Origin of the sequence: Streptomyces sp. JW3, assembly GCF_052216785.1 — a bacterium.
Lineage (GTDB): Bacteria > Actinomycetota > Actinomycetes > Streptomycetales > Streptomycetaceae > Streptomyces.
In genome coordinates this window covers 39,890-55,941 of record NZ_JBQOUX010000012.1, presented here as the reverse complement: position 1 = coordinate 55,941, position 16,052 = coordinate 39,890, and the positions used below count along the sequence as shown (strand labels likewise).

13 protein-coding genes are annotated in these 16,052 nt (G+C 71.2%); all 13 read left to right on the top strand.

Annotated elements, in window-relative coordinates:
* Window positions 1-39 precede the first annotated feature (39 nt).
* Window positions 40-1,431 (top strand): diaminopimelate decarboxylase, encoded by a 1,392-nt coding sequence (gene lysA, locus ACTT8P_RS07810; protein ID WP_442830797.1) that lies wholly within the window; start codon window positions 40-42, stop codon window positions 1,429-1,431.
* Between the two features lie 153 nt (window positions 1,432-1,584).
* Window positions 1,585-2,877 carry a homoserine dehydrogenase gene (locus ACTT8P_RS07805; RefSeq protein ID WP_442830796.1) on the top strand — a complete coding sequence of 431 codons (1,293 nt, stop codon included), beginning with the start codon at window positions 1,585-1,587 and terminating at the stop codon, window positions 2,875-2,877.
* 6 nt (window positions 2,878-2,883) lie between these two features.
* On the top strand, window positions 2,884-3,942 hold the full coding sequence (thrC, locus tag ACTT8P_RS07800) for a threonine synthase (RefSeq protein WP_361161504.1): 1,059 nt from the start codon (window positions 2,884-2,886) through the stop codon (window positions 3,940-3,942).
* Between the two features lie 366 nt (window positions 3,943-4,308).
* Window positions 4,309-5,238, top strand: a complete 930-nt coding sequence (gene thrB / locus ACTT8P_RS07795) for a homoserine kinase (protein WP_442830795.1) — start codon at window positions 4,309-4,311, stop codon at window positions 5,236-5,238.
* Window positions 5,239-5,646: 408 nt separating this feature from the next.
* A complete protein-coding gene (gene rho / locus ACTT8P_RS07790) occupies window positions 5,647-7,707 on the top strand; it encodes a transcription termination factor Rho (protein WP_442830794.1) in 2,061 nt (686 codons plus the stop codon).
* 353 nt (window positions 7,708-8,060) lie between these two features.
* Window positions 8,061-9,200 carry an LCP family protein gene (locus ACTT8P_RS07785; protein WP_442830793.1) on the top strand — a complete coding sequence of 380 codons (1,140 nt, stop codon included), beginning with the start codon at window positions 8,061-8,063 and terminating at the stop codon, window positions 9,198-9,200.
* Window positions 9,201-9,396: 196 nt separating this feature from the next.
* Complete coding sequence (gene rpmE / locus ACTT8P_RS07780; RefSeq protein ID WP_019326867.1) at window positions 9,397-9,621, top strand: 50S ribosomal protein L31; 225 nt, start codon at window positions 9,397-9,399, stop codon at window positions 9,619-9,621.
* A 124-nt stretch (window positions 9,622-9,745) separates the two neighbouring features.
* The gene (gene prfA / locus ACTT8P_RS07775) at window positions 9,746-10,822 is read left to right on the top strand and encodes a peptide chain release factor 1 (protein ID WP_442830792.1); all 1,077 of its coding nucleotides are present in this window, start codon (window positions 9,746-9,748) and stop codon (window positions 10,820-10,822) included.
* Between the two features lie 27 nt (window positions 10,823-10,849).
* Complete coding sequence (prmC, locus tag ACTT8P_RS07770) at window positions 10,850-11,695, top strand: peptide chain release factor N(5)-glutamine methyltransferase (protein ID WP_442830791.1); 846 nt, start codon at window positions 10,850-10,852, stop codon at window positions 11,693-11,695.
* 52 nt (window positions 11,696-11,747) lie between these two features.
* Complete coding sequence (locus tag ACTT8P_RS07765; RefSeq protein WP_442830790.1) at window positions 11,748-12,395, top strand: L-threonylcarbamoyladenylate synthase; 648 nt, start codon at window positions 11,748-11,750, stop codon at window positions 12,393-12,395.
* A complete protein-coding gene (locus ACTT8P_RS07760; protein ID WP_361161516.1) occupies window positions 12,392-13,060 on the top strand; it encodes an arsenate reductase/protein-tyrosine-phosphatase family protein in 669 nt (222 codons plus the stop codon). The genes ACTT8P_RS07765 and ACTT8P_RS07760 overlap by 4 nt, the downstream gene beginning before the upstream one ends.
* Window positions 13,061-13,155: 95 nt before the next feature.
* Complete coding sequence (glyA, locus tag ACTT8P_RS07755; protein WP_442830789.1) at window positions 13,156-14,397, top strand: serine hydroxymethyltransferase; 1,242 nt, start codon at window positions 13,156-13,158, stop codon at window positions 14,395-14,397.
* Between the two features lie 132 nt (window positions 14,398-14,529).
* Entirely contained in the window at window positions 14,530-15,837 is a 1,308-nt protein-coding gene (locus tag ACTT8P_RS07750; protein WP_442830788.1) for an MraY family glycosyltransferase, read from the top strand.
* The last annotated feature ends 215 nt before the right edge of the window (window positions 15,838-16,052 follow it).

Genomic DNA, 16,052 nt, shown 5'->3' with positions numbered 1-16,052 from the left:
CACCGAGAGACCCCAGAGACCGAGAGAGCCACCAGAATCATGAGCCGTTCCGCACACCCCGCCGGACCCCGTCACGCGGACGTCCTCCCCGAGGGGCACTACTCCGCTCCGCCGACCGACCTCAACGACCTCGACGCCAAGGTCTGGGCCCACACGGTGGGCCGGAACGCGGACGGCGTCGTCACCGTCGGCGGCGTCGACGTGAAGACGCTCGCCGAGCAGCACGGCACCCCCGCCTACATCCTCGACGAGGCCGACTTCCGGGCCCGGGCGCGGGCCTGGCGCGGTGCCTTCGGCAGTGACGCCGACGTGTTCTACGCCGGCAAGGCGTTCCTGTCCCGGGCCGTGGTGCGCTGGCTGCACGAGGAAGGGCTGAACCTCGACGTGTGCAGCGGCGGGGAACTCGCCACCGCGCTCTCCGCCGGCATGCCCGCCGACCGCATCGCCTTCCACGGCAACAACAAGTCCAAGGCGGAGATCGAAAGGGCCATCCGCGCCGACGTCGGCCGGATCGTCCTCGACTCCTTCCAGGAGATCGTCCGCGTCGCCCACATCGCGCAGGAACTCGGCAAGCGGCAGCGGGTGCAGATCCGGATCACCGTCGGGGTCGAGGCGCACACCCACGAGTTCATCGCCACCGCGCACGAGGACCAGAAGTTCGGGATTCCGCTGGCCGGCGGGCAGGCGGCGGAGGCCGTGCGGCGGGCGTTGCAGCTCGACGGGCTCGAGGTCATCGGCATCCACTCGCACATCGGGTCGCAGATCTTCGACATGTCCGGGTTCGAGGTCGCCGCGCACCGGGTGGTCGGGCTGCTCAAGGACATCCGCGACGAGCACGGGGTCGAGCTGCCCGAGATCGACCTCGGCGGCGGGCTCGGGATCGCGTACACCAGTGACGACGACCCCCGCGAGCCGCACGAGATCGCCAAGGCGCTGACCGAGATCGTGACCCGCGAGTGCGAGGGCGCGGGGCTGCGGGTGCCGCGGATCTCCGTCGAGCCCGGACGGGCCATCGTCGGGCCCACCGCCTTCACGCTCTACGAGGTCGGCACCGTCAAGCCGCTGGAGAACCTCCGGACCTACGTCTCCGTCGACGGCGGCATGTCCGACAACATCCGCACCGCGCTCTACGACGCCGAGTACAGCGTCGCTCTCGTCTCCCGCGCCTCCGCCGCCGAGCCGATGCTCGCCCGGGTCGTCGGCAAGCACTGCGAGAGCGGGGACATCGTGGTCAAGGACGCGTTCCTGCCGGGCGACCTGGTACCCGGTGACCTGATCGCCGTACCGGCGACCGGGGCGTACTGCCGGTCCATGGCCAGCAACTACAACCACGCGCTGCGGCCGCCGGTCGTCGCCGTCCGGGACGGCGAGTCGCGGGTCATCGTGCGGCGGGAGACCGAGGAGGACCTGCTGCGGCTCGACGTCGGATGAGCAGCCCGGCAAAACGAAAGCGGGCCGGAGATCTTCACGTCCACCGGCCTCCGCAAATGAAATAAATGTCTCACGATCCGGACGAAGGGCAGAAACTCCCGTCCGGTGAGTGAGACTGGTTCCACCGCATACGGTATGAGGAAACGAGGTCGGATGATGCGTACGCGTCCGCTGAAGGTGGCGCTGCTGGGCTGTGGAGTCGTCGGCTCTGAGGTGGCCCGCATCATGACGACGCACGCCGACGACCTCGCCGCCCGGATCGGCGCGCCCCTGGAGCTGGCGGGTGTCGCGGTACGGCGGCCCGACCGGGTGCGGGCCGGCATCGACCCCGCCCTCGTCACCACCGACGCGACCGCCCTCGTCAAGCGCGGCGACATCGATGTGGTGGTGGAGGTCATCGGCGGGATCGAGCCCGCCCGGACACTCATCACCACCGCCTTCGAGCACGGCGCCTCCGTGGTCTCCGCCAACAAGGCGCTGATCGCCCAGGACGGGGCCGCGCTGCACGCCGCCGCGGCCGCGAACGAGAAGGACCTCTACTACGAGGCCGCCGTCGCCGGTGCCATCCCGCTGCTCCGGCCGCTGCGCGAGTCGCTCGCCGGCGACAAGGTCAACCGGGTGCTCGGGATCGTGAACGGGACGACCAACTTCATCCTCGACAAGATGGACTCGACCGGGGCCGGGTACCAGGAGGCCCTCGACGAGGCGACCGCGCTCGGGTACGCCGAGGCCGATCCGACGGCCGACGTCGAGGGGTTCGACGCCGCGGCCAAGGCCGCCATCCTCGCCGGGATCGCCTTCCACAGCCGGGTCCGCCTCGACGACGTGCACCGCGAGGGCATGACCGAGGTCACCGCCGCCGACTTCGCTTCCGCCACGGAGATGGGCTGCACCATCAAGCTGCTCGCCATCTGTGAGCGGGCGGTGGACGGGGGGTCGGTCACGGCCCGGGTGCATCCCGCGATGATTCCGCTCAGCCATCCGCTGGCGGGCGTGCGCGGGGCGTACAACGCGGTGTTCGTGGAGTCCGACGCGGCCGGGCAGCTCATGTTCTACGGGCCCGGGGCCGGCGGTGCGCCGACCGCGTCCGCCGTGCTCGGCGACCTGGTCGCCGTCTGCCGCAACCGGCTCGGCGGCGGGCGCGGGCCCGGTGAGTCCGCGTACGCCGCGCTGCCGGTGTCGCCGATGGGCGAGGTCGTCACGCGGTACCACATCAGTCTCGACGTCGCCGACAAACCGGGCGTGCTCGCCCAGGTGGCCACGGTGTTCGCCGAGCACGGGGTGTCGATCGACACCGTCCGGCAGTCCGGGAAGGACGGCGAGGCCTCCCTCGTCGTCGTCACCCACCGCGCGTCCGACGCCGCCCTCGGCGGCACCGTCGAGGCGTTGCGCAAGCTCGACACCGTGCGGGGTGTCGCCAGCATCATGCGGGTTGAAGGAGAGTAACCAGCAATGACCCACCAGTGGCGCGGAATCATCGAGGAGTACCGGGACCGGCTCCCCGTCTCCGACAGCACGCCGGTCGTGACGCTCCGCGAGGGCGGCACGCCGCTCGTGCCCGCGCAGGTGCTCTCCGAGCGCACGGGCTGCGAGGTCCACCTCAAGGTCGAAGGGGCCAATCCGACCGGGTCCTTCAAGGACCGGGGCATGACCATGGCCATCAGCAAGGCCAAGGAGGAGGGCGCGCAGGCCGTCATCTGTGCTTCCACCGGCAATACGTCGGCCTCCGCCGCCGCGTACGGGGTACGGGCCGGCATGGTGTCCGCCGTGCTCGTGCCGCAGGGCAAGATCGCACTCGGGAAGATGGGGCAGGCGCTCGTCCACGGTGCCAAGATCCTCCAGGTCGACGGCAACTTCGACGACTGCCTGACGCTGGCCCGCGCGCTCAGCGACAACTACCCCGTCGCGCTGGTCAACTCGGTCAACCCGGTGCGGATCGAGGGGCAGAAGACGGCCGCCTTCGAGATCGTCGACATGCTCGGCGACGCGCCCGACATCCACGTCCTGCCGGTCGGCAACGCGGGCAACATCACCGCGTACTGGAAGGGGTACAAGGAGTACGCCGCCGACGGGATCAGCGCGCGGACTCCCCGTATGTGGGGGTTCCAGGCGTCCGGCAGCGCGCCGATCGTGCGCGGCGAGGTGGTCAAGGACCCCTCGACCATCGCCACCGCCATCCGGATCGGCAACCCCGCCTCCTGGGACTACGCGATCGCCGCGCGGGACGAGTCGGGCGGCGCCATCGACGAGGTGACGGACCGTGAGATCCTGCGCGCCTACCGGCTGTTGGCCTCCCAGGAGGGCGTCTTCGTCGAGCCCGCCTCCGCCGCGTCGGTGGCCGGTCTGCTGAAGGCCGCCGAGCAGGGCAAGGTCGACCCGGGGCAGCGCATCGTCTGCACCGTCACCGGCAACGGGCTCAAGGACCCCGACTGGGCCGTGGCCGGCGCGCCGCAGCCGGTCACCGTCCCGGTCGACGCCGCGACGGCCGCCGAGCGCCTCGGCCTGGTCTGACCCGACCCGTCCTTACGGGAGCCGTACAGCGGGGGGTTGCACGGGGGGCTTACGACACGCATCGTGCGCCTCCTGTGCGCCCTATGTCGCCACGGAACCTACCTTCGATAGGCTGTACTGAACCCGCCCGTCGCATATGCCGCGGTGCCGCGTCGTCTCCGCGGCCGACCACGCGGCCTGAAGCGGCCGGGGCCGCGGTCACCCGTTCGGCAGGGAGCGGCGGCCCCAGGGTTCTCGTACGTCATCGGATGTTCATCGAAAGTCATTCGGCCTCGAAGTCATCGAAAGTCATCGAAACATTTCACTGACCTCGCTGACCTCGACAGTCGTTCGACCATCACGCAGCTCAAGGAGAGTCAACGAGCGATGGCCGGTCCCGCCTTCCGCGCCGCCGCCGTCCGGGTGCGCGTCCCCGCCACCAGCGCCAACCTCGGCCCGGGCTTCGACGCCCTCGGCCTGGCCCTGGGGCTCTACGACGACGTCGTCGTCCGGGTGGCCGACTCCGGACTGGGCATCGACATCGCGGGCGAGGGCAGCGAGACGCTGCCGCGCGACGAGAAGCACCTGCTCGTACGCTCCCTGCGCACCGCCTTCGAACTGCTCGGCGGACAGCCGCGCGGCCTGGAGATCGTGTGCGCCAACCGCATCCCGCACGGCCGCGGCCTCGGCTCCTCCTCCGCCGCCATCTGCGCCGGCATCGTCGCCGCCCGCGCGGTGACCATAGGCGGCGAGGCCCGCCTCGACGACGCGGCGCTGCTCGACCTCGCCACCGAGATCGAGGGCCACCCCGACAACGTCGCGGCCTGTCTGCTCGGCGGTTTCACCCTGTCCTGGCTGGAAAGCGGCGCCGCCCGCGCGATCAGGATGGAGCCGGCCGATTCCATCGTTCCGGTGGTTTTCGTACCGGGTAAGCCGGTACTGACACAGACGGCGCGCGGACTGCTCCCGCGCTCCGTGCCGCACGTCGACGCCGCCGCCAACGCGGGCCGCGCCGCGCTGCTCGTCGAGGCCCTGACCCGGCGCCCCGAGCTGCTGCTGCCGGCCACCGAGGACCGGCTGCACCAGGAGTACCGCGCGCCGGCCATGCCGGAGAGCGCGGCGCTGGTGGAGCGGCTGCGGGGCGACGGCATCCCCGCGGTGATCTCCGGCGCCGGACCCACGGTCATGGCGCTGGTCGACGCCGCCGCCGCCGACAAGGTCGAGGCGCTGGCGGGCGAGGACTGGGCCGCGAACCGGCTGAGCCTCGATCTGAAGGGGGCGAGCGTGCTCCCGCTGGCAACCACCAGTGACATTTAGCCGCGCACGGTTGCCGGATTTCGAGAGGGGGAATATTTGTTGGATCCGGTAGTGTTAACCTCAAGTCTGCACCCGACCCCACCATGGCGAGGTGCCTCGTGTCCCCGTCCGGGACAGACATTCTTCCGGGAGCCCCCCAAACCGCCTTGTGTGGTGAGTGCCGTACGCGGGCAGTACGGCGTCCATCGACACTGAGCGGTCCGGAATCGCTCCGGAACCGGTGCGACCAGGCCGCGTGACACAGACACCGGGTGCCACGGCCAGGGGAAGCGCCATCACCAGATATCTCTTCCGCCGCTTAGGCGGACCACCGCCCCGGCACGGTTCGCACAGCAAGGACCGAAGCCGGACAGCACAACCGGTCGCCGAGCCAGACAGGCCGACGTCCGCTCCAGGGAAGGACCCTTCGTGAGCGACACCACCGATCTGATGGGCGCACGTGTCGAGGAGACCGCTGCCGCGCCCGCCACGGACGCCTCCGCGCCTGCCAGCGGTGCCGGCTCCCGGCGGCGCCGCGGTACCGGCCTCGAGGGCATGGTGCTGGCCGAGTTGCAGCAGGTCGCCTCCGGCCTGGGCATCAGGGGCACCGCGCGGATGCGCAAGAGCCAGCTGATCGAGGTCATCAAGGAAGCGCAGGCCGGGGGAGGAGCCCCCGCCAAGGCCGCCGACGGCGCCGCCGAGGCCAAGCCCAAGCGCCGCTCCACCTCCCGGACCCGTACCGGCGACGAGGCCCCCGCGGCCGGCAAGGTCGACAAGACCGAGAAGGCCGAGAAGAAGGCGGCCAAGGCCACCGACTCCGCCGAGAAGGCCGCCTCCGCCCAGCAGCAGATCGAGATCCCCGGGCAGCCCGCCGCCGACGAGGTCCCGGCCGGCCGCGGTCGGCGCCGCGCCACCGCCGACGCCGGCAGCCCGGCGGCCCAGACCGAGACGGTCGCCGCCGAGGCCCGCACCGAGGCCCGCGGTGACCAGAAGGCCGACACGGCCGACCGGTCCCAGCAGAACCAGAACCAGCACCAGGGCGGCCAGCAGCACCAGGGCGACGGCCGGTCCGACGCCGACGGCGGCGAGGGCCGCCGCCGCGACCGCCGGGACCGCGGCCGCGACCGCGACCGGGACCGCCGTAACAAGGGCGACGACCAGCAGAACCAGGGCGGTGGCCAGCAGCAGCGCCAGCAGCAGGGCGGCGGCCGCCAGGACCGTAACAACGGCCCGCAGGACGACGACGACTTCGACGGTGGCCGGCGCGGCCGGCGCGGACGTTACCGCGACCGCCGGGGCCGGCGCGGACGCGACGAGGGCATGGCCGCCGAGCCGCAGATCACCGACGACGACGTGCTGATCCCGGTCGCGGGCATCCTCGACATCCTCGACAACTACGCGTTCATCCGCACCTCGGGCTACCTGCCCGGACCGAACGACGTGTACGTCTCCCTCGCCCAGGTCCGCAAGAACGGCCTGCGCAAGGGCGACCACATCACCGGCGCGGTCCGCCAGCCGAAGGAGGGCGAGCGGCGCGAGAAGTTCAACGCGCTGGTCCGGCTCGACTCGGTCAACGGCATGGCGCCCGAACACGGCCGGGGACGCCCGGAGTTCAACAAGCTGACGCCGCTGTACCCGCAGGACCGGCTCCGCCTGGAGACCGACCCGGGGGTGCTGACGACCCGCATCATCGACCTCGTCGCGCCCATCGGCAAGGGCCAGCGCGGTCTGATCGTGGCCCCGCCGAAGACCGGCAAGACCATGATCATGCAGGCGATCGCCAACGCGATCACGCACAACAACCCCGAGTGCCACCTGATGGTCGTCCTGGTCGACGAGCGTCCCGAAGAGGTCACCGACATGCAGCGGTCGGTGAAGGGCGAGGTCATCTCCTCGACCTTCGACCGTCCGGCCGAGGACCACACCACCGTCGCCGAGCTGGCCATCGAGCGCGCCAAGCGCCTGGTGGAGCTGGGTCACGACGTGGTCGTGCTGCTCGACTCGATCACCCGCCTGGGCCGCGCGTACAACCTCGCCGCACCGGCGTCGGGCCGCATCCTCTCCGGTGGTGTCGACTCGACGGCGCTGTACCCGCCCAAGCGGTTCTTCGGCGCCGCGCGCAACATCGAGGACGGCGGCTCGCTGACCATCCTCGCCACCGCGCTGGTCGACACCGGGTCCCGCATGGACGAGGTCATCTTCGAGGAGTTCAAGGGCACCGGCAACGCCGAGCTCAAGCTCGACCGCAAGCTCGCCGACAAGCGCATCTTCCCCGCGGTGGACGTCGACGCGTCCGGTACCCGCAAGGAGGAGATCCTGCTCGGCAGCGACGAGCTGGCCATCACCTGGAAGCTGCGCCGGGTGCTGCACGCGCTCGACTCCCAGCAGGCGATCGAGCTGCTCCTCGACAAGATGAAGCAGACCAAGTCGAACGCCGAGTTCCTGCTCCAGATCCAGAAGACGACCCCGACGCCGGGCAACGGCGACTGACGTCGTCCGACGGTCCAGCCGTGCAGGCCGCTCCCCCCCCCGGGACACCCGGGATACGGGGAGCGGCCTTCACGCATGTCCGGGCGCGGCGCGGGAGACCTTCCCCACACGGAGCGTTTTTCGTCCGTACGGCGCGAAGGCCCGGCGGGCCGGGCGAAAGCGCAGGTGAGCGGGGGGTGTCCGGACAAGACCGGACACGTACGGTCATGGGACGGGCACGGATCGCGGGCGGCACCTCGTGCAACCCTGTCCCGGGTTTCTCCGTCTGACCGATCGGAGCGACGATGGTGCCGTGAGGAATGTCCGGTACCGACAGCAGGGGGTACAGCCGCCGTACGAGAGCCGAGGAGCACATGTCCGCCGAGCACACACCGGAACCCGGCATACCGGGGGAGCCCGGCACCAGCGGGCCACGCCACCGGGGCAAGGGCCGCCGTCGCAGGCCCCGCAGCAGACGCCGTAAGGGCCTGCTGGTCGCCGCGTGGACGACGGCCGGCATCGTGGTCCTGGGCGGCACCGGCGCGGGCTACCTCTACTTCAAGCTGAACGGCAACCTGAAGAGCGTCGACATCGACCAGGCGCTCGGCACCGACCGGCCGGCCAAGGCCGACAACGGCTCCGAGAACATCCTGGTGCTCGGCTCCGACACCCGGGCCGGCGGCAACGACAAGCTCGGCGGCGGCACCGACGACGGCACCGCCCGCTCCGACACCGCGATGGTCGTGCACGTCTACGAGGGCCACAAGAAGGCCGGCGTGGTCTCCATCCCGCGCGACACCCTCGTCGAACGCCCCGAGTGCACCGACACCGACGGGCAGACCCACGACGCGGCCGCCGACGTGATGTTCAACTCCGCGTACTCCACCGGCGGCGCCGCCTGCGCGGTCAAGACCGTCGAGTCGATGAGCGGCCTGCGCATGGACCACTACCTGGAGGTCGACTTCAGCGGCTTCCAGCAGCTCATCGACGACCTGGGCGGCGTCGAGATCACCACCACCCAGGACATCTCCGACCCCGACAGCCACCTCGACCTGAAGGCCGGCACCCACACCCTCGACGGCGAGCAGGCGCTCGGCCTGGTCCGCACCCGGCACGGCGTCGGCGACGGCTCCGACCTCGGCCGCATCCAGCTCCAGCAGGCGTTCATCAAGGCGCTGGTCAACCGGGTCAAGGACATCGGCGTCCTCACCAACCCGAAGAAGCTCGTCGACCTCGCCGACACCGCGACCAAGACGGTGACCACCGACTCCGACCTCGGCTCGGTGAACAAGCTGGTCTCCTTCGCGAGCGGCCTCAAGGGCATCACCCCCGCCCACATGAACATGGTCACGATGCCGGTCCAGTACGACCCCGCCAACGCCAACCGCGTCCTGGTGGAGGAGACGAAGGCCCAGCAGGTCTGGGACGCCTTGAAAGCCGACAAGACCATCCCCAGGACGGCAACCGAAGGCACGGCAGCAGGCGGAGCCAAGGGCGTGGTGAGCGCCCCTTGAGGGGCGCGGGGCTGTATCGATGTGCGGCTCCGCCGCGCGGGCGCCACCAGCCCCCACCGTCCCGCAGGGAATATCAGAGCCCCGCCCCCGGTTTTGGGGGATGGCCCCAGTCCTGGCAGACTGGTACGTCGGCTCCGGTTCACGCCCCCGCACCCCGCGGCAGCGACCCGGCGCCCTCCCGAACCTAGGAGACACCTTGAAGCGCGACATCCACCCCGAGTACGTCGAGACGCAGGTCAGCTGCACCTGCGGCGCGTCGTTCACCACCCGCAGCACCATCGAGTCCGGCACCATCCGGGCCGAGGTCTGCTCCGAGTGCCACCCGTTCTACACGGGCAAGCAGAAGATCCTCGACACCGGTGGCCGCGTGGCCCGCTTCGAGGCCCGCTTCGGCAAGGCTGCCGCCGGCTCCAAGAAGTAGCGAGCCACCGATCGCCGGTCCACGGCCGCGCCCCCTCCCAGGGCGCGCCGGGACCGGCGTTTTTGGTCGCCCGCCTTCGCCCGCCCCCTTTCCGCAGCAGCCGTCGCAGTAGCAGGAGCCCAAGATGTTCGAGGCCGTCGAGGAACTCGTCGCCGAGCACGCCGACCTGGAGAAGAAGCTCGCCGACCCGTCGGTCCACTCCGACCAGGCCAACGCGCGCAAGCTGAACAAGCGGTACGCCGAGCTGACCCCGATCGTCGCCACGTTCCGCTCCTGGAAGCAGACCGGCGACGACGTCGAGACCGCGCGCGAGTTCGCCGCCGCCGACCCCGACTTCGTCGCCGAGGTCAAGGAGCTGGAGAAGAGCCGCGAGGAGCTGACCGAGAAGCTGCGGCTGCTGCTCGTGCCGCGCGACCCCAGCGACGACAAGGACGTGATCCTCGAGATCAAGGCGGGCGCGGGCGGCGACGAGTCGGCCCTGTTCGCCGGCGACCTGCTGCGCATGTACCTGCGGTACGCCGAGCGGGTCGGCTGGAAGACCGAGATCATCGACTCCACCGAGTCCGAGCTGGGCGGCTACAAGGACGTCCAGGTCGCCGTGAAGACCAAGGGCGGCCAGGGCGCCACCGAGCCGGGGCAGGGCGTCTGGGCGCGGCTGAAGTACGAGGGCGGCGTGCACCGCGTGCAGCGGGTGCCGGCCACCGAGTCCCAGGGGCGCATCCACACCTCCGCCGCCGGTGTGCTGGTCACGCCGGAGGCCGAGGAGATCGACGTCGAGATCAACCCGAACGACCTGCGCATCGACGTGTACCGGTCGTCCGGGCCCGGCGGTCAGTCCGTCAACACCACCGACTCCGCGGTGCGCATCACGCACCTGCCCACCGGCGTCGTCGCCTCCTGCCAGAACGAGAAGAGCCAGCTCCAGAACAAGGAGCAGGCGATGCGTATCCTGCGTTCCAGGCTGCTCGCCGCGGCCCAGGAGGAGGCGGAGAAGGAGGCCGCCGACGCCCGCCGCAGCCAGGTCCGCACCGTCGACCGCTCCGAGAAGATCCGCACGTACAACTTCCCGGAGAACCGCATCTCGGACCACCGCGTCGGCTTCAAGTCGTACAACCTGGACCAGGTCCTGGACGGCGACCTGGACGCGGTGATCCAGGCCTGCGTCGACGCGGACTCGGCCGCCAAGCTCGCCGCCGCGTAACCCACGTACACAGCCCGGAGGACCAGCGTGAACCTGCTGCTCGCTGAGGTGGCCCAGGCCACCATGCGGCTGGCCGACGCCGGCGTGCCCTCGCCGCGCACCGACGCGGAGGAGCTCGCCGCGTATCTGCACGGCGTCAAGCGGAGCGAGCTGCACACCGTCAAGGACGCGGACTTCGACGCCCGGTACTGGGAGGTGATCGCCCGCCGCGAGGCCCGCGAACCGCTCCAGCACATCACCGGCCGGGCCTACTTCCGCTACCTGGAGCTCCAGGTGGGGCCGGGCGTCTTCGTGCCCCGCCCGGAAACCGAGTCCGTGGTCGGCTGGGCCATAGACGCGGTCCGCGCCATGGACGTCGTCGAGCCCTGCATCGTCGACCTGTGCACCGGCTCCGGCGCCATCGCGCTCGCCCTCGCCCAGGAGGTGCCGCGCTCCCGCGTGCACGCCGTGGAGCTGAGCGAGGACGCCCTGGTGTGGACCCGCAAGAACATGGAGGGGTCCCGGGTCGACCTGCGCCAGGGCGACGCCCTGACCGCCTTCCCGGACCTCGACGGCCAGGTCGACCTGGTGGTCTCCAACCCGCCGTACATCCCGCTCACCGAGTGGGAGTACGTCGCCCCCGAGGCCCGCGACCACGATCCGCAGCTGGCGCTGTTCTCCGGCGAGGACGGCCTCGACCTGATCCGCGGCCTGGAACGCACCGCGCACCGGCTGCTGCGGCCCGGCGGCGTGGTCGTCGTCGAGCACGCCGACACCCAGGGCGGCCAGGTGCCCTGGATCTTCACCGAGGAGCGGGGCTGGGCCGACGCGGCCGACCACCCCGACCTCAACAACCGACCCCGGTTCGCGACCGCCCGCAAGGCGCTGCCGTGAACCCCCTGACGATCCCGATCCCGCAGTACGTGTCCGAGGAGGACCGCTAGACATGGCACGGCGATACGACACCAATGACGCGACCGACCGCGTGACGGGTCTGCGTGAGGCCGCGTCCGCGGTCCGCCGTGGCGAGCTGGTGGTGCTGCCGACGGACACCGTGTACGGCATCGGCGCCGACGCGTTCTCCGCCGAGGCCGTCGGCGACCTGCTGGAGGCCAAGGGCCGCGGCCGCAACATGCCCAGCCCGGTCCTGATCGGCTCCCCGAACACCCTGCACGGCCTGGTCACCGACTTCTCCGAGCTGGCCTGGGAACTGGTCGACGCCTTCTGGCCGGGCGCCCTCACCCTGGTAGCCAAGCACCAGCCGTCCCTCCAGTGGGACCTGGGCGACACCCGGGGCACCGTCGCCGTGCGGATGCCGCTGCACCCGGTCGCCATCGAGCTGCTCACCGAGTTCGGCCCGATGGCCGTCTCCTCCGCCAACCTCACCGGCCACCCCGCCCCCGAGGACTGCGACGCCGCCCAGCAGATGCTCGGCGACGCCGTCTCCGTCTACCTGGACGGCGGCCCCACCCCGGGCATCGTGCCGTCCTCCATCGTCGACGTCACCCGTGAGGTTCCGGTGCTGCTGCGGGCCGGCGCGCTGTCGGCGGAGGATCTGCGGAAGGTCGTACCCGACCTCGAGGTGGCGAATTGACGGCCCCTGAGGGGCGTGGCATAGGCGGTATGAATGAGCAGACGACGACCTTCGTCGGACTGCCGCGCGACACCTTCCGCATCCTCCACGTCAGCACCGGCAACGTGTGCCGCTCACCCATCACCGAGCGGCTGACCCGCCATCTCGTGCGGGAGCGGCTCGGCATCCTGGGCGGCGGGCTCGTCGTGGAGAGCGCGGGCACCTGGGGCCACGAGGGCGCCCCGATGGAGGCCAACGCGGAGGCCGTGCTGGCCGACTTCGGCGCGGACGCGGCCGGGTTCACCGGCCGCGAGCTGCTCGACGAGCACGTCATCCGCGCCGACCTGGTGCTCACCGCGACCCGCGACCACCGCGCCCAGGTCATCTCCATGGGCCACTCCGCGGGGCTGCGCACCTTCACCCTGAAGGAGTTCACCCGGCTGGTCAACGCCATCGACCCGGCCACCCTGCCCTCCCTGGACGAGGGCCTGGTCACCCGCGCCCGCGCGCTGGTGCGGGCCGCGGCGGCGCTGCGCGGCTGGCTGCTGGCCCCCACCGCCGAGGCGGACGAGGTCTACGACCCCTACGGGGCGCCCCTGACGTTCTTCCGGTCGATCGGCGACGAGATACACCAGGCACTCGATCCGGTGGTCACGGCGCTCACCGGAGTACCCGCCCGGACCTGACGCCCGGACCCGACGACCGCGCACACCGGGCACACCGGACCTACCGGGCCTACTGTGGACTGAGCCAGCACCTCGCAGCACGTCCGGAGCACGCCATGTCGGTCACCCCCACCGTCCGCAGTGAAACCGACGTGATCGCCCGGCAGGACCCCGAGCTGGCCGAGATCCTGCTCGCCGAACGCCGCCGGCAGGCCACCACGCTCCAGCTGACCGCCGCCGAGAACTTCACCTCGCCCGCCGTGCTGGCCGCCCTCGGCTCCCCGCTCGCCAACAAGTACGCCGAGGGCTACCCGGGCGCCCGGCACCACGGCGGCTGCGAGCTGGTCGACCTCGCCGAACGGCTCGCCGTGGACCGCGCCAAGGCGCTGTTCGGTGCCGCGCACGCCAATGTGCAGGCGCACTCCGGCTCCTCGGCGGTACTGGCCGCCTACGCGGCGCTGCTGCGCCCCGGCGACACCGTGCTGGCCCTCGGCCTGCCGCACGGCGGCCACCTCACCCACGGCTCACCGGCCAACTTCTCCGGCCGCTGGTTCGACTTCGTCGGCTACGGGGTGGACGCGGAGACCGGCCTCGTCGACCACGACCAGGTCCGCACCCTGGCCCGCGGCCACCGGCCCAAGGCCATCGTGTGCGGCTCGATCTCCTACCCCCGCCACCTCGACTACGCCGCCTTCCGCGAGATCGCCGACGAGGTGGGCGCCTATCTGATCGCGGACGCCGCGCACCCCATCGGGCTGGTCGCCGGGGGCGTGGCACCCAACCCGGTGCCGTACGCCGACATCGTCTGCGCCACCACCCACAAGGTGCTGCGCGGTCCGCGCGGCGGCATGCTGCTGTGCGGGAGCGAACTGGCCGAGCGGGTCGACCGGGCCGTCTTCCCGTTCACCCAGGGCGGTGCGCAGATGCACACCATCGCCGCCAAGGCGGTCGCCTTCGGCGAGGCCGCCACCGAGGCCTTCGCCGGGTACGCCCGTCAGGTCGTCGCCAACGCCCGGGTGCTCGCCGAGCATCTCGCCGCCGAGGGCCTGGTGGTCGTCACCGGCGGCACGGACACCCACCTGATCACCGCCGACCCGGCCCCGCTCGGCGTCGACGGCCGCACCGCCCGCGCCCGGCTGGCGGCGGCCGGCATGGTCCTGGACTGCTGTGCCCTTCCGCACGCCGACGCCCGCGGCCTGCGGCTCGGCACCGCCGCGCTGACCACGCAGGGCATGCGCGAGGGCGAGATGCGGACCGTCGCCGGGCTGCTGGCCAGGGCGCTCACCGGCGGGGCGCGGGCGGCCCGGGTGCGCGCGGAGGCGAGTGAGCTGGCCGCCGGATTCCCGCCGTATCCGTAACGAAGCGGGGTAGCCGCTCACGAGTGCACAGCCACACGTGCAACCATCGTCGCTACCCGGAAGTCCCCACCCGTATGCGCGCATCGCTAGGGTGTGGGCCTGGAATGGCCAGCGAGACCTGTGGGGAAGCCCGTGCGTGAATACCTCCTGACGCTCTGCATCACGGCCGCGGTGACGTATCTGCTGACCGGGCCGGTGCGGAAGTTCGCGATCGTGGCGGGGGCGATGCCGGAGATCCGGGCCCGGGACGTGCACCGGGAACCCACTCCGCGGCTCGGCGGTATCGCCATGTTCTTCGGCCTGTGCGCGGGCATGCTGGTCGCCGACCACCTCACCAACCTCAACGAGGTCTTCGAGACCTCCAACGAGCCGCGCGCCCTGCTCTCCGGAGCGGCGGTGATCTGGCTGATCGGCGTCCTGGACGACAAGTTCGAGATCGACGCCCTGATCAAGCTGGGCGCCCAGATGATCGCCGCGGGCGTGATGGTGGTGCAGGGTCTGACCATCCTGTGGCTGCCCATCCCGGGCGTCGGCAACGTGGCGCTCACCCAGTGGCAGGGCACCCTGCTCACCGTCGCCCTCGTGGTCATCACCATCAACGCGGTCAACTTCGTGGACGGCCTGGACGGGCTCGCGGCCGGCATGGTGTGCATCGCGGCGGCGGCGTTCTTCATGTACGCCTACCGGATCTGGTACTCGTACGGCATCGAGGCGGCCGCCCCGGCCACCCTGTTCGCGGCGATCCTGATGGGCATGTGCATCGGCTTCCTGCCGCACAACATGCACCCCGCGCGGATCTTCATGGGCGACTCCGGCTCCATGCTGATCGGGCTGGTCCTCGCGGCCGGCGCGATCTCGGTGACCGGGCAGGTCGACCCGGACGCGCTGAAGCTGTTCTCCGGCTCCGAGCGCAACACCGTGCACCAGATGGTGCCGGTCTACATCCCGCTGCTGATGCCGCTCACCATCATCGCCATCCCGGCCGCCGACCTGATCCTCGCGATCGTGCGGCGCACCTGGCGCGGCCAGTCGCCCTTCGCCGCCGACCGGGGACACCTGCACCACCGGCTCCTGGAGGTCGGGCACTCGCACAGCCGGGCCGTCCTCATCATGTACTTCTGGTCCGCGCTCATCGCCTTCGGCGCCCTGGCCTACTCGGTCAACTCGGCGTCCATGTGGATCGTGCTCGGGGTGGTCTTCCTCAGCGCGATCGGGCTGCTGCTCCTCCTGCTGCCGCGGTTCACGCCGCGCGCCCCGCTGTGGGCGCAGCGCGTGGTGCCGCCGCGCTACCGGCGGCGGGCGGTCGGTGCCCCGGCCGCCGGGGCGGAACCGGCGGACGACGAGCAAGAGGAAGAGGACCGGGTGCTGGCCGGGGTCTCCGGAGTGTCCGGCGTCAACGGCGCGACGGCGGTGGGTCCCCGCTCCCGGCTGCCAAGGTAAGAATCTGACTAGAGCATTGCCAACTCGTGGGGGAGCAAAGTTCCCCATTACCAGACAAGTCGGCGCTGTGCTTGCACAAACGCGCACTGTCACTCTCATGTGTGACAGCGAGCACACCCTCAGGTAAAGACCTCATCAAATAGTTTGTGATACGGTTCACGAGAACCCCCGGATAGAGCCGAAGGGCCGCACTGCGCCGGTCCCTTGGCTGTGAG